Source organism: Kitasatospora azatica KCTC 9699, from assembly GCF_000744785.1.
Taxonomy (GTDB): Bacteria; Actinomycetota; Actinomycetes; order Streptomycetales; family Streptomycetaceae; genus Kitasatospora; species Kitasatospora azatica.
The window spans coordinates 1,023,548-1,045,658 of record NZ_JQMO01000003.1 but is presented as its reverse complement, the minus strand read 5'-3'; the positions used below and the strand labels follow the sequence as shown (position 1 = coordinate 1,045,658).

Genomic DNA, 22,111 nt, shown 5'->3' with positions numbered 1-22,111 from the left:
ACTGTGTGCGTCCCGCCCACTCAGGCGGTAACCTACGGTGATTCCGGCGCCCGGGCGCCCGCTCCACCCTCCTTATCAGACCCCGGCGACGGAAATCCCGTTGCCACGACGACCGCCGCAACGGATGCTGACCTCATGTTCGAGCCCGTGATAGCCCCCAGTGCCAGCCTCCTCGGCCTTCTGCAAAGAGGACGCGGCGACGGGCAGCTGCATGCGCTCGCAGCCGACCGTGACGAAGCGATCGCCGCCCTCGAGGAGTGCGTCACCAGCGACCCGCGCACCGACTGGCAGGTCGAGAACCGCTCCCTCTACTACGCCCGCGTCTACATGGACCTCGAGGCCCCGCTCGGCGGCATCGAGCGCCACCTCAACCACCCCGACGACCTGCTCGACCTGGACGAGAACCGGACCGGCCTGGCCCTGTCGGTGCTCGGCCACCTGGCCGGCTACGGCCGCCGCGACGCCCTGCTGCTGTTGCGCCAGTACACCGCCGGCGGTGGCAACTGGGCCTGGGCGCTGGACGAGCTGGCGCTGCGTGACGAGGACGAGGCGCTGCTCGCGCTCGCTCCCGCCGTGCTGGGCCGCTTCCCCGAGGACCCGCGGGGCGAGGCCGAACTGCGTGCCGCGATCCGGGCCGCCTACGAACCGAAACCCTGGCGCCTGTGGGCCGCGCACCATCCGCGGATCGCGGCCGCCGGCGAGCAGTCGCCCTTCGACCTGTGGCAGCGCCAGTTCGACCGCGGCGGTGTGACGCCCGGCTGGAGCGTGGCCGACGTGCTCGTCTGGGCCGACCAGGCCGAGGCCGACCGCACCGATCCCGCCGCAGTCGAACGCCGCTCGGCCGCCGCCGCCCGCTGCCTGGCCGCGGTGGCCCGGCCGGAGGACCGCCCCGCCCTGCTCACCGCTGCCCGCGAGGGCGCCGAGGGCGCCCGTCGGGCCGCCCTGCGGCACCTGGTCGACCAGGACGACCCGGCGGTGCCCGGCCTGATCGAGGCCGCTGCCGCCGACGCCGACCAGCGGGTCGTCCGCGCCGCCCTGGACACCCTGGGCCGGATGCGCGGCCCACGCGCGCTGCGCTACGCCCGCCGCTGGGCCGACCCCGCCACCGGCGGGGCCGACAGTGCGCTCGGCGAGGCCGCGGTGCTGCTCCTGGCGGACATCGGCGAGCCCGGCGACGCCGCCGTGGTGGTCGCGGGCCTGCGCCAGTGGGTACTGGTGCACGGGGTCCGCGGCGCCGGACTGGCCGGGCTGGTCGACGGTGCGGGGCGGCTGGCCGCCGCCGATGCCGTGCCCACGCTGCGTCACATCTACGGTGAGTCGGCCTCCTCGGAGCTGCGCGGTCGCGCGGCCCGGGCGCTCTCCCTCACCGACCGCTACTTCGCCTGCGGCCCCGCGGTGGAGTGCCTCTGGGACTGCGAGGAGACCACCCGCGAGCTGGCCGCCCGCCACGTGGTCACCACCGGCGACGCCCGCGTCCTGGAACGCCTGCGCCGACTGGCCGCGGACCCCGCCGAGGAGGCCGAGGTGCACGCCGCAGTCCGCGGCCGCCTCACCGCACGGGAGCGTTAGGGGCCGTCCGGCCGGGCGGCGGCGTCAGGCGCCGCCGCGACCAGTCGGCGCGCGGGCCCGGGATCGGCCGGCTTCGCCGGCTCGGCGAGATCCGCAGGAGCGGCCGCAGGCGCCGTTTCCGGCCGGTAGTGCCAGAAGGCCGGCCAGGCCGCGACGGCGGCCACCATGCCCAGGACGGCCAGCAGTCCACCGCCGGTGATCGCCCAGGTGGTGCCGCACCCGGCACCGACGGCGCCGTGGGCGAGGCCGGCCAGCCGGGGGCCGCCGGCGGCCACGACGGTGTCCAGGCCCTGGAGGCGGCCGCGCAGCGCGTCGCTGCTGGCGCTCTGCAGGATGGTCTTGCGGAACATGCTCAGCACGGCGATGGCGCTGCCGCTCAACGCCAGGAAGGCGATGGCGAACCAGAGCGAGCGGCTCGCGCCGAAGGCGGCGACGGCCAGACCCCAGGCACAGACCGCGAGGGTGACCATCGCGCCGTGCCGCCGGGTGCGGCCGAGCGGGCGGGAGAGGCAGTTCGCCGCCACCGCGCCGATCGCCATGGCCGCACCGAGCATCCCGATCGCGGAACGCCCGAACCGCTCCTCGGCGAGCTGCGGGAACAGGGCCGCGGGCATCCCGAAGAACATCGCGATGGCGTCGGCCAGGTACGCGGTCAGCAGGATCCGGTGGCCGGTCAGATACCGCAGGCCCGCCCCGACCTCCCGAAGCCCGGCGCGCCGACTGCCCACGCGCTCGGGCGCGGCGAGCCCGGGCAGCCGGCGCAGCGTCAGCAGCGCGAGCACCAGTGCCACCGCGTCCAGCAGGTACAGCGGACCGAGCCCGACCGTCCCCGCGAGGCCGCCGGCGAGCAGCGGGCCGGCGATCCCGCCCGACCAGGTCACCACCCCCATCAGGGCGTTCGCGCCGGTCAGCCGCTCGGGCGGGACCAGGCGCGGCAGCACGGCGCCGCGCACGGCGGCGTTGGCGCCGAACAGCCCCTGCTGCACCGCGACCAGGAGCAGCAGCACCGCCACCGAACCGAGCCCGGCCACGGCCTGCGCCCAGAGCAGCGCGGAGACCAGCGCGATGCCGGCGCCGGTGGCCAGCAGCATCCGCCGCCGGTCCACCGCGTCGGCCAGCGCGCCGCCCCAGAGCGCGAACAGCACCAGCGGCGCCAGGCCGGCCAGGCTCGCCAGGCCCACCCAGGCGGAGGAGCGGGTGAGGTCGTAGATCTGCAGTGGCACGGCCACCGCGGTCAGCTGCCCACCCACGGTGGTCAGCACCGTCGAAGCCCAGAACCGCCGGAACGCGGGATACCGGCGGAGCAGTTCGGTCTCCACGCGCGCTCAGCCCGAAGTCTCGACCACGTCGGCGATCGCGCAGGCGATGTTGTCGGGACCGCCGGCCTTGTTCGCCAGCGCGATCAGCTGCTGCACGGCCTGCTCCGGGTCGAAGACGGTGGCCAGCACCGTGTGCAGGAGATCGGGCGGGACCACCGTGCTCAGGCCGTCCGAGCAGAGCAGGTACCGGTCGCCGGCGCGCGCCGCGTGCAGCGACAGGTCCGGGCAGGTCTCGCAGCCGGCCGCGAGCGCGCGGACCAGCAGTGAGCGCTGCGGGTGCGAGGCCGCCTCGGCCGCGGTGAGTCGGCCCTCGTCCACCATCGCCTGGACCATGGTGTGGTCGTGGGTGATCTGGAACAGCTCGCCGCCGCGCAGCAGGTAGGCGCGGGAGTCACCGATGTGCACCAGCGCCAGCCGCTCACCGCTGAGCAGCAGTGCGGTCAGGGTGGTGCCGCCCTGGTGCGCGTGGTCCGGCAGGGTGCCGCGCACCGCCTCGCCCAGCAGGTTGAGCAGCTCTCCGGTGTCGGCCGCGGTCGTGTCGAAGGAGCGCAGGGCCGAGATCGCGGCGCTGCTCAGGTGTTCGCCGGTGCCGCCGAAGCCGTCCGCGACGGCCAGCAGCCCGGGGTCGGCGTACGCGCTGTCCTGGTTGTTCGAGCGCACCAGTCCGGCGTCCGCTCGGGCCGCGCAGCGCAGTGTGAGAGTCCTGGTCATCTCGCTGTCCCTCCCTGTCAGATGGTCGATCAGGAGGGTGACCAGGTCCTGCCGCGCCGCGGTCTCGGCCAGCACCCCGGCCCAGTACGCGTCCAGCTCGGCGGCGGCCTGACCGGGTGTCAGCTCGCACAGCCGCCGGATCCGGGCCAGTGGCACGCCGATCCGCCGCAGGTGGGCGATCAGTCGCGCTTGCTCCACCTGCCCGGGCCGGTAGTAGCGGTAGCCGGAGAACGGATCCACCTCGGCAGGGCGCAGCAGCCCGAGCTCGTCGTAGTGCCGCAGCGCCTTCGCCGAGAGCCCGCAGGCCTGCGCGAAGACCCCGATGGTCAGCCGTTCCACCTGGTGCCCCCTCCCCTTCGCGACCAGCGTTCACCTTCCCGCAACGGGAAGGTCAAGCCCGGACCGGTACGAACCGTACCGGCGTGCCCGGTCCGGCCTGGGCGGCGGCGGCCAGGTCGGGGGCGGGGACGACGCCGATCACGGGGTAGCCTCCGGTGGTGGGGTGGTCGGCGAGGAAGACCACGGGCCGGCCGTCCGGCGGGACTTGGACGGCCCCGAGCACCATGCCCTCGCTCTCCAGCTCGCCGTGCCGGGACCGGATCAACGCCGGGCCCTCGGTCCGCAGTGCCACCCGGTTGCTGGCGGCCGCCACCTGATAGCGCGCCCGGGCGAGAGCGGCCAGGGTGCCCGGCAGGAACCAGTCCGCGCGCGGGCCCGGGCCGAGCCGCAGCACCAACTCGCTCGGTATCGCGGGCAGCGGCACCAGCTCGGCGGCCGGCGCACCGTACTCGGCGCCCACCGGCAGCAGGTCGCCGGCCCGCAGCGGCCCGGGGCCGAGCCCGGCCAGCAGGTCGGCCGAGCGGCTGCCCAGCATCGCGGGGACGGCGATCCCGCCGCGCACCGCCAGATAGCTCCGGACGCCGAAGTCGGCCGGTCCGACGTCCAGCGTCGCCCCCGCCGGCACCAGCACCGCCGCCCCCCAGGCCGCCGGCCGCCCGTCCAGCCGCACCCCTCCCGGCGCGCCGGTGACCGCGAGCAGCAGCGGACCGCCCTGCGCCCGGACGGTGACCCCGCCGAGCGTGGTCTCCAGGGTGGCGGCCGTCGGAGCGTTGCCCACCAGGCGGTTGGCGGCCCGGTGCGCGGGCTGGTCCAGGGCGCCGGCGCGCGGGACCCCGAGATGGGCGACGCCGAACCGGCCGAGGTCCTGAACGGTGGTCAGCGGCCCGGGGCGGGTGACCAGCAGCGCGGCCATCAGACCGCTCCGACCGGCACGAACCGCACCCGGACCCCTGGCGCGAGCAGCGCGGCCGGCTCGCGCGCCGAGTCCCACAACCGCAGTTCGGTGCGCCCGAGCAGCTGCCAGCCGCCGGGGGAGGAGCGCGGGTAGACCCCCGTGTACGGTCCGGCCACCGCCACCGAGCCGGCCGGCACCGAGGTGCGCGGGGTGGACCGGCGTGGCACGGCGCGCTCGGCCGGCAGGCCCGTCAGGTACCCGAAGCCCGGCAGGAAGCCGCAGAACGCCACCCGGTACTCGATCCCGCTGTGCAGCTCCACCGCCTCGGCGGCAGTGAGCTCCCAGTGCCGTGCGACCTCCGCGAGGTCGGCGCCGTCGTAGACGGTCGGGACCTCGACCAGCGGCCCGTCGGTGGAGGGTGCGGCCGGGGGCTCCCAGTCGGCCAGCACCTTGGCCAGCTCGCGGGGACGGGCCAGCCCGTCCAGCAGGACGGTCCGGGCGGCCGGGACGATCTCGGCCACCTCGCCCAGGGTGCCGGCCGCGCGCTCGGCGAGCAACCGGGCGTAGAGGGCGGCCACCTGCTCGGCGTCGGGGACTTCGAGCAGCAGCGCCTGCCCGCCCACCTGATGGAGTATCACGTGAAGGCCTCCACCCGGATCCCGGCCGAGGCCAGCGCGCCGCGCACCCGCCAGGCCAGTTGGGCGGCGCCGGGGGTGTCGCCGTGCACGCAGAGGGAGCGGGCGTCGACGGCCACCGGTTCGCCGCCGATCGCCGTCACCAGGCCGTCGCGCGCCATCCCGACGGCCCGGGCGATTACCGCCTCCGGGTCGTGCACCACCGAGTCCGGCTCCTTGCGCGGCACCAGGGTGCCGGACCAGGTGTACGCGCGGTCGGCGAAGGCCTCGGTGACCACGGGCAGTCCGACGCCTTCGGCGACCTGGAGCAGCCGTGAGCCCGGCAGCCCGAGCACCGGCAGCGGGCCGTCGCAGACCGCGCCGGCCCGCAGCACCCCGGCCACCACCGCCTCGGCCTGTTCGCTGTCGGCCACCACCCGGTTGTAGAGGGCGCCGTGCGGCTTGACGTAGCTGACCCGTGAGCCGGCGGCGCGGGCGAAGACCTGCAGCGCGCCGATCTGGTAGGCGATCTCGTCGGCGAGTTCGTCCGGTGGCACGTCCATCGCTCGTCGGCCGAAGCCGGCCAGGTCGCGGTAGGAGACCTGGGCGCCGATCCGCACGCCGCGCTCGGCGGCCAGGGCGCAGACCCGGCGCATGGTCGACGGGTCGCCGGCGTGGAAACCGCAGGCCACGTTGGCGCTGGTGACCACCGAGAGGAGGGCCTCGTCGTCGGTCAGCGTCCAGCGTCCGAACCCCTCGCCGAGGTCCGCGTTGAGATCGATCACCGTACCGGTCACGGCCGACTGCCTCCCAGAGCTGCTGCGGGTGCCTGAAGCGGATGCCTGAGGGGATCGTAGGGCTTCCGACTTCCCCCAGGCGGCTGCGGCCACTCCCTTGGCCCACCGCTTCAAGTCAGGTGCTGGGAACGGCCTCGGGTCGCCGCTCCAGTCGCCGGATCCCGGCCAGCACCAGCAGCAGCGGCACCGCGCCGACCAAGCCGAACGACATGTCGACAAACCGCCAGTACAGCGGGATGCCGCGCAGCGGCCCGCAGATCAGCGCCAGCGGCAGGATTCCGACGCAGGCGCCGAGCGCCCACCGCACCACCCACACATTGCGCACCGGGTCCCGCAGCGGCCCCCAGAACGCCCCGGCGATCACCAGGTGCGCGAAGGCCAGCCAGTCGGTGCCGTAGGCGAGGAACGGGTAGCGGGCGTCGGTGTCGACCAGCCCGGTCCGGACCCGCTGCAGCCAGTCGAGCAGCGGCGCCGGGGTGGGCAGCCGGTGGGCGAGGTCGACCAGCAGACCGCTCTCCGTGCGCAGCGGGAAGGCGGTCAGTCCGCTCAGGACCAGGCAGACGATGAAGACCCACAGCCAGCGGCGGACATATCGCAGGTCAGCGCTCTCGTTGGCCATCACGCACCCCCTCGGGCCGGGCCGTTGCCCGGCGACGGTCAGGACTCTAGACCTGAAACTGAACACGTTCAACTTGCTTGCGAGTGGTGGGGACGAAGCGGGACGAGAGGGACCGTTTCGGACGATGTCCGCGCGGGGCCCTAGTCTTGTCCACCGTGACCGTCATCGCCGCCGCCCAACCCGCAGAGCAGGAGCTCAGGCCGCCCACCGCCGCTCGCCCCGCCCCGGGGCCGGCCGCCGACGAGGGCCTGGCCCGCCGGCTCAAGGCGCTGGCCTGCACGGCGCCGCTGCACGACCTGGACAACCGCAAGGTCAACCTGGCCGGCGAGTACAGCGGTTACGCGATGGCCGAGGTCGGCCTGGCCGCGATCGACCTGGTCACCCTGCACATGGATTTCGACACCGGCGCCGACCGGGAGATAGTGCTGGCCCGGCTGCTGCCCCGGGCCGCCGCCCAGCACCCCGAGCGCCCGGGCGCCGAGCACCAGCGGGTGGTCCGCTGGGTGCTGGAGTCGCTGATCAACGTCGGCAGCGTGGACCGCGGCTTCCGCGCCGTCTACGGCACCTTCGGCCCGGACGGCGCCTACCTGCGCCGCGACTACGACTTCAAACTGATCGAGGAGGTCCCGGGCCCGGACGGCGGGGTCTACCTGCGCACCACCGACGAGGCGGTCAACGTCCTGGTCGGCGCCCTGGACACGGACGTCACCTCGGCCCAGATCGCCGCCGAGGTCAAGCTCGAGGTGCTGATCCGCCGCGGCCGCCTCGCCGACGCCCAGCTCGCCGCCGAGCAGGCCCGCTACCGCACCGTCCAGTACGCCGAGACGCTGCGCCGCGCGCTCGACGCGACCCGCCGCAACGTGCGCGCCGTCGACTGGATGCAGGCCGTCCCGGACCTGATCGACGAGGCGCTCGACCACATCGCCGACCGCTACCGGCACGAGAACGCGATCCTCACCAACATCCGCAAGGCCCGCGACGAGGCCGAGGGCGCCGACCACAAGCGGCAGGCCGCCGAGCTGGTCGACATCGTCAAGGACTGCATCCGCCGGCACACCCAACTGCAGACCCGCCTGCTGGAGGCCGGACCGCTGTTCCGCGCAGAACAGGACCGGCAGGCCTTCGCCGCGCCCGCCGCCCGCTCCGGCGTCGACCTCTACGGCCAGCTGCTGGCGCCGGTCCTGCGGCTGCCGATAGAGCAGGCGATCCGGCCCACCGATGCCTTCTTCGCCCGCGGCGCCGGCCTGCGCACCCCGACCGCCGTCCGCGTCACCGACCTGGTCGACCTGCTGCTCACCCCGCCCGTGGAGCGCGAGCACCTGGGCGCCGAGCTGCCCGACCCGGACCTGGTCGCCACCCCCGACGACAGTCGGTTCTCCGAAGCCCAGCTGGAGGCCGCGCTGGAACTGCTCGACCTGCCGGCCGACGCACCCCGGCGGCTGTCCGGCCTGCTCGCCGACGCCCGCCGGCAGGACCCGGAACTGCCGTACCTGGTCGCCCTGCTCGCCGTGCACGCCGCCAGCCCGCCGGTCGGCACCGCCTACCGCCAGGGCGAGCAGCGGCTGCTCTTCGCAGTGGACGACGGCACCCAGCTCACCGACCCGGAGTTCGGCGGCGCCGACCTGATCGTCGGCAGCGCCCTGCTGGACGCCGCCGGCATGGCGGCCGACCGGCAGGACGCGCAGTGACGAACCATCAGCCAAGGCCTGTCCGGCCGAAGGAGCACCAGCTGTGACCACCCCGCACGACGATGCGCCCGCCGCCGCGCTCACCCCCAGTGACGTCGCCGATGCCGCCCGACTCGTCTCCTTCGGTCTGCAGGCCAAGCTGCTCCCGGCCCGCGACGCCGAGTACACCGAGCTGGTCCGCCGCTACCGGGAGGACCCGCCGTTCGCCCGGCTCGCCGACGCCGTCGCCACCGGCCTCAACCTGATGGTGCTCGAGGTCTCGCCGCGCGCCGGGATGGCGCTGGCCGCCGCCGAGGACTCGGTCTTCGCCGTCCGGATGGGCGACTACTCGCGCCGCGCCGCCTCCGAGACCACCGACCGGTTCCTGCACGGCCTGGCCCACCTCGCCGTCGCCGCGCTCGCCTTCCCCCGCCCCGAGGACCTCGCCGACGACGGCTACCTCGGCCGGATCACCGTCAACGGCGTGGACGCCTTCGTCCGCCAGGCCTGCCGCCGGCTGGAGGAGCAGGCCGAGGCCGAGGGCGCCAACACCGACCCGGCCAGCGACGCCCCCGGACTGGAGGCCGCCTGGCGGGTCTGGGCCCGCCGCTCCACCACCGGCGCCACCAAGGACGCCCGCCGCCTGGCCGGCTCCACCATCGGCATCACCGGCAAGGCGGTGGCCTTCCTGGTCGACTCCGGCTTCCTGCAGAAGGCCTCCGACGACGCCGGCGGCACCTACCGCACCACCGCCCGCTACCAGCTCCAGGTCCGCGACCTGGCCGGCAGCGCCGCGATGGCCGAGCTGCTGGACCTCGGCGTGGTCCCGGTCAGCGACGGCACCGCCACCCTGCTGCCCGCCGACCACAGCGAAGAGCTGGTCGCCGACGCCGGCCTGCCGTTCCACTCCCTCTGATCGCTCGCCACTCCCTCTGAACACCTGCTGAAGGCTGCACATGTACGAGCTCAACCGGGTCCGCCTCTACTCCATCGGTCCGGCCGGCGCCCGCTACGCCGACACCGTGCTGGACCTGCGCGGAGTCGGCGAGCCGGTGGCCAACCCCGCCCCGCAGCAGCTGGGCATGTTCGGTGAGGACCCGGTCGGCCCGCAGCGCCGCCCGGCCCCGGCCGGCGTGCTCTTCCTGGAGAACGGCGGCGGCAAGTCGGTCCTGCTCAAGCTGATCTTCTCGGTGATGCTCCCCGGGCACCGCAACACCCTGGGCGGCGCCAGCTCCGGCGTGCTGCGCAAGTTCCTGCTGGCCGACGACTGCGGGCACGTCGCACTGGAGTGGCAGCACACCGTCACCAGCGAGCTGGTCGTGGTCGGCAAGGTCAGCGAGTGGCGCGGCCGCCAGGTCTCCTCCGACCCGCGCAAGTTCGCCGAGACCTGGTACTCCTTCCGGCCGGGCCCCGGCCTGACCCTGGACTCGCTGCCGGTGGCCGAACGCGCCGCGCTCGGCGACCCCACCGCCCGCCCGCGCGGCCGCCGCCGCACCATGAAGGGCTTCCGCGACGCGCTCACCGAGGCCGCCAAGGCCTACCCCTACCTCGACCTCACCTTCGAGGACGGCCACGACCGCTGGACCGAGCACCTCGGCGAGCTCGGCCTCGACCCGGAACTCTTCCGCTACCAGCGCGAGATGAACGCCGACGAGGGCGAGGCGGCCGGCCTCTTCGCGGTCAAGCACGACGCCGACTTCACCGACCTGCTGCTGCGCGCCGTCACCGACACCCGGGACACCGACGGCCTGGCCGACCTGGTGCACGGCTTCGCCGCCAAGCTCGGCCGGCGCGCCGAGCTCACCGCCGAGCGCGACTTCACCGCCGGATCGGTGGAGCTGCTGGAGCGGATCGTCACGGCCACCGCCGCCCGCGAGTCGGTCCGCGAGGCGCACCGCGGCGCCGAGCGCCGCACCCGCCGCCTCGCCCAGGCGCTGGCCGCCCGGGCCGGCGCCGAGCGGGACCGGGCCCAGGACCTGGCGATCGAGGTGGCCGCCGCCGCGAGCGCCGTCACCGCCGCCGAGGCCGACCGCACCCGGCACTCGCTGATCACCGCCGAACTGACCCACCGTCACGCCACCCTCTCGCTGACCGCGGCCACCACCGAGGCGGCCGGCCTGCGCCGCGAACTGCTGGACGCCCGCACCCTCTACTCCGCCTGGCAGGCCGCCGAGGCGGTGCTGCGCCACCGCGCCGCCGCCGACCGGGCGGCCAGGGTGGCCGCCGCGATCCGCGAGGCCGAACTCGACGCGGCTCCCGCCCTGGCCGCCCGCGCCCAGGCCGCCGGCGCCCTCGCGCACGCCCTGGAGGCGGCCGCCGCCACCGCCGAGGAGCGGGCCGAGACCGAGGAGTCGCGCGCCGCCGAGCTGCAGGAGGACGGCGCCCGGGCCCAGGCCGACGGGCTGGCCGCCGCCACCGCCGGGCAGAAGGCCCGCTCCGACGCCGACCACCTGCGCCAGCGCCTCGCCGAGGTCGAGCAGGAGCTGCAGGCCGCCGTCGATGCCGGCTGGATCGACACCGCCTCCACTGCGTCGATGTTTGCGGGCGACCCGGCCCGCGCCGCACTGCAGGCCGCCGACACCGAGCAGGCCGCCACCGCCGGCCTGGACCAGGCCCGGGCCGCCGCCGAGCAGGCCACCGCCCGCACCCGCGAGGCCGCCGCCGCCGAAGGCCGCGCCGAACTGGCCGCCGCCCGCGCCGCCGACGCCCGGGTGGCCGCCCAGCGTGCGCTGGCCGCCGAGCGGCGTACCGCCGTGCAGCTGGCGGGCGAACCCCGGCTCGCCGAACTGCTGGGGCTGGCGCCCTACCACGAGGAGGACGAGGCGAACCGGCTCACCCCCGACGTCCTCGACCGCGCCGCCGAGGACCTGACCGAGCTGCTCGACACCTCGATCGCCACCGCCGAGCGCACCCTGTTCGACCTGCGCACCGCCGCCGCCGACGACTCGCGGATCCTCGCCGCGCTCGGCGACGGCGGCCTGCTGCCCCCCGGGCCCGACGTGCTGGCCACCGTGGAGTTCCTCGGCGAGCACGGCATCCCGGCGCTGCCCGGCTGGCGCTACCTGGCCCAGTCCGTCGACCCGCAGGACCACGAGCGGATCCTGGCCGCCCGGCCCGAGCTGGTGGACGGCGTGGTGGTCACCGACCCGTCCTCGCTGGAGCGGGCCCGCGAGGCGCTGCAGAACGCCGCGCTGCTGCCCCGCTCGACCGTCGCGGTCGGTGCGGCCGCCTCGCTGATCGCGCCGATCACTGACGAGCCGGCGTTCTTCCTGGTGCCGCCGAACCCGGCCATGCACGACGAGTTCGCCGCCGACCAGGAGCGCCGCGAGCTGCGCGAGCGGGCCGGCGCCCGCGAGGAGCACATCCGCGAACTCGCCGCCCGGCTCGGCGGCGACCGGGCGCTCGCCGCCCGGCTGGCCTCCTGGCAGGCCAGCTGCCCGCCCGGAACGCTCGCCGAACTGGCTGACGCCGCGTCAGAAGCCGCTGAGCAGGCCGAACTTGCCGCCGCCCAGCTCGCCACCGCGCGCGCCGAGCACGCCGAGGCCGAGGTCGACCGGGCCGCGGCCGCCGCCGTCCACGAGGAGCGCCGGGAGGCCGCCCAGCAGAGCCGCCGCCGCGCCGACGCGCTGGCCGGCCTCGCCTTCCGGCTGCGCGAGCGCCCCAGCTGGCACCGCTCGCTGCGCGAACTCGCCGAGGACACCGCCGAGTGCGAACGCCGGCAGGCCGCCTGCGCCGAACGCGCCCAGGCCTGCGACGAGGACCGCCGGGCCGCCCAGCGCGCCGCCGACGACGCCCGCCGCACCGCCCGCACGCTGCGCGCCGAACGCTCCGAGCTGTCCGGCACCGTCGCCGTCACCGACGAGCTGCCCACCGCCTCGCTGCCCGCCCTGCGCGAGGCCTACCGGGCCGCGGCCCAGCTCTACGAGAAGGTCGGAGTCGGCGCCGACCTGCGCGCCGAGCAGGCCCGCGCCGAGAGCGACGAGACCGCCGCCCAGGGGGAGTTGGACCGGCTCACCAACAAGGTGCGGATCCGCGCCGAGGAGCTGCTGAACAGCCCCGACGGCGCCGACGGCCCGGCCCGGCAGGCCGCCGCCGCCCGCGCCGAGGAACTGGTCGCCACCATCGAGGCCCGCTCGGCCGTCGCCAGCGAGCAACTCGGCCGACTGCGCGGCGAGGTGGAGCGATCGGCCCCGGTCTCCGGCGACTCGCACACCGAGCTGCCCGAGCAGATGGTCCCCGCCGACCCCGCCCACGCCCAGCAGCTGCTGCGCGGGGCAACCGCCGAACTCGCCGAGCGGCGCGACCTGTTGGAGAGCGCCCGGATCGAGCACAGCGAGCTGCTGCGCACCACGCAGTCCGCCCAGTCGGCCGCCGCCGACTTCGACGAGGCGGCCGCCCAACTGCGCGACGGGCTGCGCGACCACCTCGCCGAGGACCAGGAGCCCGCCGCCGAGCCGTACCTGGACACGCTCACCGAGGCCCGCACCGCCGCCACCGAGACCCGCCGCGCGCTGCGCGCCGCCTCCGCCGAGCTGACCGCCGCCGACCTCGCCGTCCGCGACGCCGCCGACGCGCTGGTCCGGCACGCCAACGCCGCGCGCTACGAGGCCGTCCGCACCCCCGCCCGCCAGCAGATCCGCGAACTCCCGGCCGCCGCACTGCCCGAGCACGCGGCCGCCTGGGCCGAGGCCTTCGCGCCCCGGCTGCGAGTGCTGACCGACGAACTCACCCAGCTGGAGCGCAACCGCGGCTCCATCGTGGACCGGCTGCGCGGACTGGTGGAGTCCGCGCTCGCCACGCTGCGCGCGGCCCAGCGGCTCTCCCGGCTGCCCGAGGGGCTGGGCGAGTGGTCCGGGCAGGAGTTCCTGCGGATCCGCTTCGAGGACCCGGACCAGACGGTGCTGGCCGAACGCCTCGGCGAGGTGATCGACGAGGCCACCCGGGCCGCCGTCCGCAAGAACTCGGACCTTCGACGGGACGGCATGTCCCTGCTGCTGCGCGCGGTGGCGGCGGCGCTCGGCCCCAAGGGCGTCTCGGTGGAGATCCTCAAGCCGGACGCGGTGCTGCGCGCCGAGCGGGTGAGCGTGGGCCAGATGTCCGACGTCTTCTCCGGCGGCCAGCTGCTGACCGCGGCCATCGCGCTGTACTGCACGATGGCCGCGCTGCGCGCCAACGACCGGGGCCAGTCGCAGCTGCGGCACGCCGGAACGCTCTTCCTGGACAACCCGATCGGCCGGGCCAACGCGACCTACCTGCTGGAGCTGCAGCGCGCGGTGGCCGACGCCCTCGGGGTCCAGCTGATCTACACCACCGGCCTGTTCGACACCACCGCGCTGGCCGAGTTCCCGCTGGTGATCCGGCTGCGCAACGACGCCGACCTGCGGGCCGGGCTCAAGTACATCTCGGTCGAGGAGCACCTGCGCCCCGGCCTGCCGGCCAGCCCCGAGCCGGACGCCCCGGTCATCCACGGCGAGATCACCGCCACCCGGATGTTCAAGCGCCCGGCGGAGCCGGCGGCGGATCCGACTAGCTGAACTCGCCGCCGAGTTCGATCCGCTCGCCCGGCTTGGGCAGGTGAAGCCGGGCAGGCGACTTCTCGAAGGCCTCGACCAGCGTGTCGGCGCCCTCGGTGAAGTGGCCCCAGTGCTCGAAGTGCAGCGGGACCACGTGCCGGGCGCCCAGGATCGAGGCGGCCTCGGCGGCGTCCTCGCTGGTCAGCGTCAGCTGCCCGTCGATCACCGGGATCCGGGCGGCGCCCGCGAAGAGCACCGCGACATCGATCGGGCCGATCCGGTCGAGCACCTCGCGGACCACCTCCAGCGAGGCGTTGTCCCCGCTCACGTACACCCGCGGCAGCCCGGAGCCCTGCAGCACGAACCCGGTCACCTCGCCCACCAAGTGCTCGCTGCCGTCCGGACCGTGCTGCGCGGGCACCCCGGTCACCCGCACCCCGCCGACCTCCACGCTCGCCCAGTTCGCCAGCGCCCGAACCGTCCCGCCGAGCCGCTCGGCGGCGGCGCCGGTGCTCAGCACCACCGGCGCGCCGACCAGGTACGCCGACCCGGCGCGGTCCAGGTTGTCCGGGTGCTGGTCGTGCGAGAGCAGTACGGCGTCCACCGGACCGACCTGATCCGCCGTCAACGCCGGCCCTGCGGTCTTGGTCAGGACCCGGTTCCCGCGCGGGTACTCGCCCGGCGCGTCGAAGGTCGGATCGGTCAGGAACCGCACCCCGTCCAACTCCAGCACCGCCGTCGGACCGCCGATGTAATGCACCGTGAAACGGTTCATCTTCGTATCATCCTCCCCGTTGGAACGTGATCAACGAGTATTCCACCGGGGGAGAGGGCACGCGAATGACCACGACGTACCACCGGATAGCGGGCGGCAGTCTGCACCGGCTGGCCGCGATCAGCGACGGGATCTTCGCCGTCGCGATGACCCTGCTGGTGCTGGACCTGCACGTGCCGCAGCTGGCGGCGGTGCACGGCGGCCAGCCCCTCTGGTCGGCCGACGCGCTGCACGGCGAGGGCCAACTCGCCCGCGAACTGCTGCACCTGGCGCCGCGATTGGGGATCTTCCTGCTCGGCTTCCTGACCCTGGGCATGTTCTGGATGGGCCAGCAGACCCAGTTGGACCACTTCGCCCGCAGCGACCGCCAACTCACCTGGATCCACCTGGCGTTCCTCGGGCTGATCTCACTGATGCCGTTCTCCACCGCACTGCTCGCCGAGTACGAGGCGTACCGGGTCGCGCTGCTGGTCTACTGGCTGCACCTGCTGGTGCTCGGCCTGCTGCTGCTCGCCGGACTGCGCTACGCGGACTCGGCCGGCCTGGTCCGGGCCGACGCGCCGACCGGGACGGTGGCGGCCGCCCGGCGGCGGATCGTGGTCGCCCAGCAGCTCTACGCGGGAGCGGTGCTGCTCGGTGCGATCAGCACCTACCTCAGCGTGGCGGTGCTCGTTCTCCTACAGCTCAATTCCGCGATCGCCCCGAAAGTCCGCCCGCTGAACAGGTTCTGACGGAGCATCATAGCTGCCATGACAACTGTCGAGTACATCCGCTACCAGATCGCGGAGAGCGACCGCGAGGAGTTCACGGCCGCCTACCGCCGCGCCGCCGTCCCGCTGGCCGCCTCGCCCCACTGCGTGGACTACGAGCTCACCGAGAGCGTGGACGAGCCCGGCTCGTACATCCTTCGGATCCGCTGGACCTCGGTCCACGACCACTTGGAGGGCTTCCGCCGCTCCACCCAGTTCGCCGAGTTCTTCGCGGCGATCAAACCCTATGTCGGCGCGATCCAGGAGATGCGCCACTACGCCGACACCGGCATCCAGGGCAGCGGCCCCGGCCGGGGCGAACCGCCCACCCTCTACGAGTACCTGGGCGGCGCCCCGGCGCTGGCCCGGCTCACCAGTGCCTTCTACGCGCAGGTGGCCAAGGACGAGATCCTCGCCCCGGTCTTCGCCGGCATGGACGACGAGCACCCGCAGCACGTCGCGCTCTTCCTCGGCGAGGTCTTCGGCGGCCCGCCGGCCTACTCCGCCGAGCGCGGCGGACACCCGCACATGGTCTCCCGCCACCTGGGCCGCAATCTGACGGAGCAGCAGCGCCGCCGCTGGGTGGCACTGCTCCAGGACACCGCCGACCAGGTCGGCCTGCCGGACGACCCGGAGTTCCGGGCCGCCTTCACCGGGTACCTGGAGTGGGGCACCCGGATGGCCAAGATGTTCTCCGCGCCCGGCGCCGAGCGCGTGGTGCAGACCCCGATGCCCCGCTGGGGCTGGGGCCTGACCCCGCCGTACCAGCCGTGAGCGGCCCGCGGCGGCGGATGCGGGCCGCCGCGGGCTCCCGTCCCGGCGGGTCAGTAGTTGACGACCGGGCTCTGGATGTCGCCGTACTCGGCGCCGCCGTAGTAGTAGCCGCCCGAGATGTTGTACGAGTTGCCGTGGGACACGTTGTAGAACGGGTCCTCCGAGCCAGGGGTCCAGCTGTCGGTCTCGATCCGGTAGAACGAGTACACGTGGTTCAGGCCGACCATCGCGCGCACGCTGCCGGACCCGCTGCCGCTCAGGATGGTCACGCCGGTGACGTGGTCGGAGTAGATGACCATGCAGGGCTGGACGGACAGGTGGAGCGGGCCCACGTTGGGCACCGCGTCGCGGCAGACCCAGCCGCTCGCCGCGTGCGCGGGCGCGCTGGTCAGGGTGGCGGCCGAAGCCGCGATGGCGAGGGCGGCGCCGATCTTGGCCGCAGTGCGAGGAATGCGCATGGAGTCCTCCAGTCGGTGGGAGCGCCTCTCGCCCCCACCGAGGACGATCCGCCCCCGCCCTTACCGCCGACTTACCCCGCGCTTACGGCAGCTGCGGCAGCTCCCCCTGGTACAGCCAGGCGTCGAACAACTCCACCAGGGACTGCCCGGGAGCCGTGTAGCGCTGGGCGTGCGCCATGAAGTCGGCCGTCGTCACCACCCCGTGGCGGCGGCCGGTCGTCCAGTCCCGCAGCATCCGCAGGAACATCGGCGCGCTGAGCGCCCGGTAGAGGGCGTAGACGGTCAGGCCGCCGCGCTCGTACAGCCGGTCGTCGAACATCAGCTTGCGGCCGGGGTCGGCGAGGCGGAGGTCCTGCGGGAGGGCGGCCAGTTTGCGGTGCGCCTCGGCGGCGTGCGCGGCGATGCTGCGGCCGCCCGAGCGCTCGGACCAGATCCACTCGGCGAACTTGGCGAAGCCCTCGTTGAGCCAGATGTGCCGCCAGTCGGCGATGGTCAGGCTGTTGCCGAACCACTGGTGCGCCAACTCGTGGGCGACCAGCCGCTCGGAGCCGCGCACACCGTCCACGTGGTTGGTGCCGAAGACCGCCATGCCCTGGGCCTCGACCGGGACGTCCAGCTCCTCCTCGGCGATCACCACCGCGTACTCGCCGAACGGGTAGGGGCCGAAGAGCTCCTCGAAGAGCCGCAGCATCTGCGGCTGCCGTCCGAAGTCGCCTGCGAAGCGCGGCACCAGCTCGGCGGGGACATAACCGGTCTGCGGGACGGCGCCCGGTTCGGCGTCGACCAGCAGGACCTTCTCCAACGGCGCTATCGCCACCCCGACCAGGTAGCTCGGGGTCGGCGCGGACTGCTCGTAGACCCAGGTGGTGCTGCTCGCCCGGGTGGTCCTGGTGAGCAGCCGACCACCCGTCACCACCTGGTAGAGCGAGGGCGTGGTGATCGAGATCTGGTAGGCGGCCTTGTCTGCGGGCCGGTCGTTGCACGGGAACCAGGAGGGCGCACCGACCGGCTGACTGGCCACCAGGGCACCGTCCGTCAGCTCCTCCCACCCCAGGCCGCCCCACTGGCTGCGGACCGGGCGCGGATTGCCGCTGTAGTGCACCTCGACCGTGAAGGCCGCACCGACGGCCAGCGGCTTGGCGGGCTTGATCCGCAGCTTGGCGCCGCGGTGGGTGTAGTGCGCGGCCTTGCCGTCCACCAGCACCCGGCCGATCCGGAACTCGGCCAGGTCGAGGGCGAACTCGCGCAGCACCTCGGGGCCGGCCAGCGCGCTGATCCGGGCGGTGCCGGCGAGCCGGTTGGGCCCCGGACGGTAGTCGAGGGTCAGTTCGTAACGGTGGACTCGGTACCGGGGGTCGCCGTTGTTCGGGAAGTACGGATCGGCCTGCTTGGGGCTCACCGGGTGGTCCACTCCTTGGGTCACGCTTGCCAGGCCTCGATCGGGTTGCCCAGCCAGCGGGAGTCCGCCGGGACGGACTCGGCGCGCATCACCAGCGAGGCCGGCCCGAGCGTGCTGCGGGCCCCGACGGTGCTGCCGGGCAGCACGATCCCGCCCGGGCCCAGGGTGGCGCCCTCGCGGAGGACCACACTATCCATGCGCATGATCCGGTCGTGAAAGAGGTGGGTCTGCAGCACACAGCCACGGTTCACGGTGACCCCGTCGCCGAGGGTCACCAGGTCCGCCTCGGGCAGCCAGTAGCTCTCGCACCACACGCCGCGCCCGATCCGGGCACCCAGCGCGCGCAGCCAGAGCACCAGCACCGGAGTCCCCGGCACCGCGCCGACCAGCCACGGGACCGCCAGCACCTCGACGAAGGTGTCGGCCAGCTCGTTGCGCCAGACGAAGCTGCTCCACAGCGGGTGCTCGACCGCCCGGAACCGGCCGACCAGCAGCCACTTCGCCGCCACCGACACCACGCAGGCCAGCAGCCCGGCCGACAGCAGCAGCACCCCGCCGAGCAGCGCCATCAGCAGCGGGGAGGAGAGCGCGGCCAGTGCCGCGACGGTCAGCACCGCCAGCGCCACCGAGCAGAACACCGGCACCAGCCTGGCCAGCTCCACCAGCCCGCGCGCCCAGAGCAGCCGGGTCGGCGGCTCGTAGGTCAGGCTCTGGTCGCCGCCCTCGGCCGCGCGCGGCAGCTTCATCGGCGGCAGTCCCAGGTAGGAGCTGCCCTTCTTGGCCTTCTTCGGGGTGGCCGAGAGCACCCCGACCAAGCCCCGGTCGGGCACCGCGCGGCCGGGCGCGGTCATCCCGGAGTTGCCGAGGAACGCCTTGCGGCCGATCTCGGCCTTCCCGACCCGCAGCCAGCCGCCGCCCAGCTCGTAGGGTGCGATCAGGGTGTCGTCGGCCAGGAAGGCGCCGTCGCCGACCGTGGTCAGGCTGGGCAGCGCCAGCACCGTCGAGACCTCGGCGCGCCGGCCGACCTTCATCCCGAGCAGCCGCAGCCAGACCGGGGTGACCAGGCCCGCGTAGAGCGGGAAGAGCTGCTCCCGGGCCAGGTCCATCAGCTGGCTGACCGTCCAGGCCTGCCAGCCGACCCGCCCGTGCAGCGGGTGGTAGCCGGCCCGCAGGCCGAGGCTCAGCAAGCGGACCGCGAGCACCAGCAACGTCGCGTACACCAGCCCGAAGACCAGGGCGGCGGGCACGACCGCCAGCAGCGCGCCGCGCAGCGCCGCGCCGAGCCCGTCCGAGGGGTCGACGAAGCAGCCAGCCAGCAGCAGCGCGGGCAGTGCGGCCAGCAGCGGCAGCAGGGTCAGGCCGAAGCCGCTGGCGCTGAACGCGGCGGCCCACTGGGCCCGGTGCGGCGGGCGCTGCTTGGGCCAGCCGTGCTCGGCCCGGCCCAGCTTGACGGCGGGCGCGCCGCCCCAGCGCTGGCCGGTCGGCACCTGGCCGGTGACCGAGGAGCCGGGCGCGATCTCGGCCCGCTTGCCGACCCGGGCGCCGGGGAAGAGCGAGCTGCGGGTGCCGACCACGGCCCCCGAGCCGACCCGCACCGCGCCGATCTCGAGCCGGTCGCCGTCCAGCCAGTAGCCGCACAGGTCCACCTCGGCCTCGATCGCGCAGCCGCGGCCCAGCCGCAGCAGCCCGGTCACCGGCGGCAGCGCGTGCAGGTCCACCTCGGGCCCGATCCGGCAGCCCAGGGCCCGCCCGTAGCGGATCAGCCAGGAGCCGGAGAGCCCGGTCGCCCCGCTCGCCTCGGCCAGCCGCTCGGCCGCCCACAGGCGCAGGTGCACCGAGCCGCCGCGCGGGTGGCTGCCCGGCTGGAGACCGCGCAGCAGCAGCCGGGCCCCGCCGGCGGCGATCGCCAGCCGGCCGGGCGGACTGAACAGCAGCGCGGCGCCGGCGCCGACCAGCCACCAGGAGGCGCCCGGCGCCCACGGGTAGGCGCCGAACCAGTGCAGCAGGTTGCCGAAGGCCAGCAGTCCGACGCTCCACCGCAGGCCGGTCAGGGTGAACAGCGGCAGCAGCAGGAGCAGCTGGACCAGCTTGGCCCGGGTCGGGGTCGGTGCGATGCTGCGCGCCGCGCCGTCGCCCTGCGCCGAGCGCTCCAGGTGCCGGGCCAGCTTGCGCAGCACCGGCTGCTGGTAGATGTCCAGTACGGCGGCGGCCGGGTAGCGGGTGCGCAGCAGAGTGGTCAGCCGGGCGGCGGCCAGGCTGCCGCCGCCGATCTCGAAGAAGTCCTCGCGGGCGCTGCTCACGGTCACGCCGAGGATCTCGCTCCACTGCTCGGCCAGCCAGGCCTCGGTGCCGTACAGCTGCTCGACCGGGCCGGTGGCCTCGGGCAGTTCCAGCGGCCAGGGCAGCGCGTTGCGGTCCACCTTGCCGGAGGTGCGGGTGGGCAGCTCGGCGACCGGTGCGAGCAGCGGGACCAGGGCGGCCGGCAGCTCCGCGCGCAGCCGCTGGACGGCCGTCTCGCGGTCCCAGCCGTCCTGGGTGACCAGGTAGCCGACCAGCAGCTGGTTGCCGCCGCGCGCGGTGCGCACGGCCGCGGCCGCGCCCGCCACGCCGGGCAGCGCCTGCAGCGCCGCGTCCACCTCGCCGAGCTCGATCCGGCGGCCGCCGAGTTTGATCTGCTCGTCGGCCCGGCCGAGGAAGAGCAGGCCCTGGGGCTCGGCCTTGACCAGGTCGCCGCTGCGGTAGGCGCGCTCCCAGCCGAGCGACTCCAGCGGCGCGTACTTCTCGGCGTCCTTCTCGGGGTCCAGGTAGCGGGCCAGCCCGACGCCGCCGATCACCAGCTGGCCGCTGCCGCCCATCGGGACCGGCTCGCCCGCCTCGTCCACCACGGCCAGCTCCCAGCCGTCCAGCGGCAGGCCGATCCGCACCGGTCCGTTGCCGTCCAGCAGGGCGCCGCAGGCGACCACGGTGGCCTCGGTCGGGCCGTAGGTGTTCCACACCTCGCGGCCCTCGGTGACCAGGCGCTCGATCAGCTCGGGCGGGCAGGCCTCGCCGCCGAAGATCAGCAGCCGGACGTCGCCGAGCGCCTCGGCCGGCCATAGCGCGGCCAGCGTGGGCACCGTGGAGACCACGGTGATCTCCTGCTCGGCCAGCCAGGGGCCGAGGTCGGCGCCGCCGCGCACCTGCGAGCGCGGCACCGGGACCAAGCAGGCGCCGTAGCGCCAGGCCAGCCACATCTCCTCGCAGGAGGCGTCGAAGGCGACCGAGAGCCCGGCCATCACCCGGTCGCCCGGGCCGATCGGCTCCTCCTGGAGGAAGAGCGCGGCCTCGGCGTCCACGAAGGCGGCGGCGTTGCGGTGGGTAACGGCGACGCCCTTGGGCTTGCCGGTGGAGCCGGAGGTGAAGATGATCCAGGCGTCGTCCTCGGGGGTCGGGCCGGCCGCCGTGCCGCCGCCCTGGCGCAGCACGGTCAGCTCCCGCTCGGCGCCGAGCACGGCGGTCACGGCGGCCTCGCCGAAGACCAGGTCGGCGCGCTCCTGCGGGTCCTCCGCGTCCACCGGCACGTAGGCGGCGCCGGCGGCCAGCACGGCCAGGATGCCGACGTACAGGTCGTTGGTCCCGGACGGCACCCGGATGCCGACCCGGTCGCCGCGCCCCACCCCGGCGGCGGCGAGCCGGCGGCGCAGCCCCTCCACCTCGGCGGCGAGCGTGCGGTAGCTGAGCACCGTGCGGCCGTCGTCCAGCGCTGGTTCCTGGGGGTGCGCGGCGACGGTGGCGGCCAGCACCTCCACCAGGGTGCGCGGCCGTGGCGCCGGGCGGCCGCCGAACAGCGCGAGCTCGACGGCCGGCTCCTGCCGGTCGTCCGGTGTGCTGATCTGCGTCATGACAGCCATACGGTCCTCGTCCCTCGACCCCC

At 74.9% G+C, this 22,111-nt stretch carries 16 protein-coding genes; 6 read left to right on the top strand and 10 right to left on the bottom strand.

The window, feature by feature from the left end; all coding sequences use genetic code 11:
• Positions 1 to 135 precede the first annotated feature (135 nt).
• On the top strand, positions 136 to 1,569 hold the full coding sequence (locus BR98_RS15750) for a hypothetical protein (RefSeq protein ID WP_035845301.1): 1,434 nt from the start codon (positions 136 to 138) through the stop codon (positions 1,567 to 1,569).
• On the opposite strand, the gene BR98_RS15745 is transcribed toward BR98_RS15750, so the two are convergent.
• The 6 genes from BR98_RS15745 to BR98_RS15720 all read right to left on the bottom strand — a co-directional run bounded on the left by BR98_RS15745 (position 1,566) and on the right by BR98_RS15720 (position 6,863).
• On the bottom strand, positions 1,566 to 2,888 hold the full coding sequence (locus BR98_RS15745; protein ID WP_063774791.1) for an MFS transporter: 1,323 nt from the start codon (positions 2,886 to 2,888) through the stop codon (positions 1,566 to 1,568). The two genes, BR98_RS15750 and BR98_RS15745, sit on opposite strands and share 4 nt — an antisense overlap.
• Positions 2,889 to 2,894: 6 nt before the next feature.
• Positions 2,895 to 3,938 carry a MerR family transcriptional regulator gene (locus tag BR98_RS15740; RefSeq protein WP_035845300.1) on the bottom strand — a complete coding sequence of 348 codons (1,044 nt, stop codon included), beginning with the start codon at positions 3,936 to 3,938 and terminating at the stop codon, positions 2,895 to 2,897.
• Between the two features lie 52 nt (positions 3,939 to 3,990).
• Complete coding sequence (locus BR98_RS15735) at positions 3,991 to 4,851, bottom strand: 5-oxoprolinase subunit C family protein (protein ID WP_035845298.1); 861 nt, start codon at positions 4,849 to 4,851, stop codon at positions 3,991 to 3,993.
• On the bottom strand, positions 4,851 to 5,471 hold the full coding sequence (pxpB, locus tag BR98_RS15730; protein ID WP_035845295.1) for a 5-oxoprolinase subunit PxpB: 621 nt from the start codon (positions 5,469 to 5,471) through the stop codon (positions 4,851 to 4,853). Before pxpB ends, BR98_RS15735 begins: the two co-directional genes overlap by 1 nt.
• Positions 5,468 to 6,244: a LamB/YcsF family protein gene (locus BR98_RS15725; protein ID WP_232247430.1), complete on the bottom strand. Its 777-nt coding sequence runs from the start codon at positions 6,242 to 6,244 to the stop codon at positions 5,468 to 5,470. The genes pxpB and BR98_RS15725 overlap by 4 nt, the downstream gene beginning before the upstream one ends.
• Positions 6,245 to 6,359: 115 nt before the next feature.
• Entirely contained in the window at positions 6,360 to 6,863 is a 504-nt protein-coding gene (locus BR98_RS15720; RefSeq protein WP_035845293.1) for a hypothetical protein, read from the bottom strand.
• A gap of 164 nt (positions 6,864 to 7,027) precedes the next feature.
• On the opposite strand from BR98_RS15720, the gene BR98_RS15715 reads away from it, so the two are divergent.
• The 3 genes from BR98_RS15715 to BR98_RS15705 are packed head-to-tail and all read left to right on the top strand — an operon-like array spanning position 7,028 to position 14,064.
• Positions 7,028 to 8,551 (top strand): hypothetical protein, encoded by a 1,524-nt coding sequence (locus BR98_RS15715; protein WP_035852452.1) that lies wholly within the window; start codon positions 7,028 to 7,030, stop codon positions 8,549 to 8,551.
• A 43-nt stretch (positions 8,552 to 8,594) separates the two neighbouring features.
• Positions 8,595 to 9,446 (top strand): hypothetical protein, encoded by an 852-nt coding sequence (locus BR98_RS15710; RefSeq protein WP_035845291.1) that lies wholly within the window; start codon positions 8,595 to 8,597, stop codon positions 9,444 to 9,446.
• Between the two features lie 40 nt (positions 9,447 to 9,486).
• Positions 9,487 to 14,064, top strand: a complete 4,578-nt coding sequence (locus tag BR98_RS15705) for a coiled-coil domain-containing protein (RefSeq protein WP_035845288.1) — start codon at positions 9,487 to 9,489, stop codon at positions 14,062 to 14,064.
• Here BR98_RS15705 and BR98_RS15700 read toward each other — a convergent pair.
• On the bottom strand, positions 14,057 to 14,818 hold the full coding sequence (locus BR98_RS15700; RefSeq protein WP_035845284.1) for an MBL fold metallo-hydrolase: 762 nt from the start codon (positions 14,816 to 14,818) through the stop codon (positions 14,057 to 14,059). The two genes, BR98_RS15705 and BR98_RS15700, sit on opposite strands and share 8 nt — an antisense overlap.
• Positions 14,819 to 14,883: 65 nt before the next feature.
• Between BR98_RS15700 and BR98_RS15695 the strand changes: the two genes are divergently transcribed.
• Both BR98_RS15695 and BR98_RS15690 read left to right on the top strand, forming a co-directional pair.
• Complete coding sequence (locus tag BR98_RS15695) at positions 14,884 to 15,549, top strand: TMEM175 family protein (protein WP_051969815.1); 666 nt, start codon at positions 14,884 to 14,886, stop codon at positions 15,547 to 15,549.
• A gap of 18 nt (positions 15,550 to 15,567) precedes the next feature.
• On the top strand, positions 15,568 to 16,341 hold the full coding sequence (locus tag BR98_RS15690; RefSeq protein ID WP_035845279.1) for a group II truncated hemoglobin: 774 nt from the start codon (positions 15,568 to 15,570) through the stop codon (positions 16,339 to 16,341).
• A 50-nt stretch (positions 16,342 to 16,391) separates the two neighbouring features.
• On the opposite strand, the gene BR98_RS15685 is transcribed toward BR98_RS15690, so the two are convergent.
• From BR98_RS15685 to BR98_RS15675, 3 genes are all read right to left on the bottom strand, one after another.
• On the bottom strand, positions 16,392 to 16,799 hold the full coding sequence (locus tag BR98_RS15685; RefSeq protein ID WP_035845274.1) for a hypothetical protein: 408 nt from the start codon (positions 16,797 to 16,799) through the stop codon (positions 16,392 to 16,394).
• An 82-nt stretch (positions 16,800 to 16,881) separates the two neighbouring features.
• Complete coding sequence (locus tag BR98_RS15680; RefSeq protein WP_035845272.1) at positions 16,882 to 18,198, bottom strand: M1 family metallopeptidase; 1,317 nt, start codon at positions 18,196 to 18,198, stop codon at positions 16,882 to 16,884.
• Between the two features lie 20 nt (positions 18,199 to 18,218).
• Positions 18,219 to 22,079 (bottom strand): Pls/PosA family non-ribosomal peptide synthetase, encoded by a 3,861-nt coding sequence (locus BR98_RS15675; RefSeq protein ID WP_232247429.1) that lies wholly within the window; start codon positions 22,077 to 22,079, stop codon positions 18,219 to 18,221.
• Positions 22,080 to 22,111 lie beyond the last annotated feature (32 nt).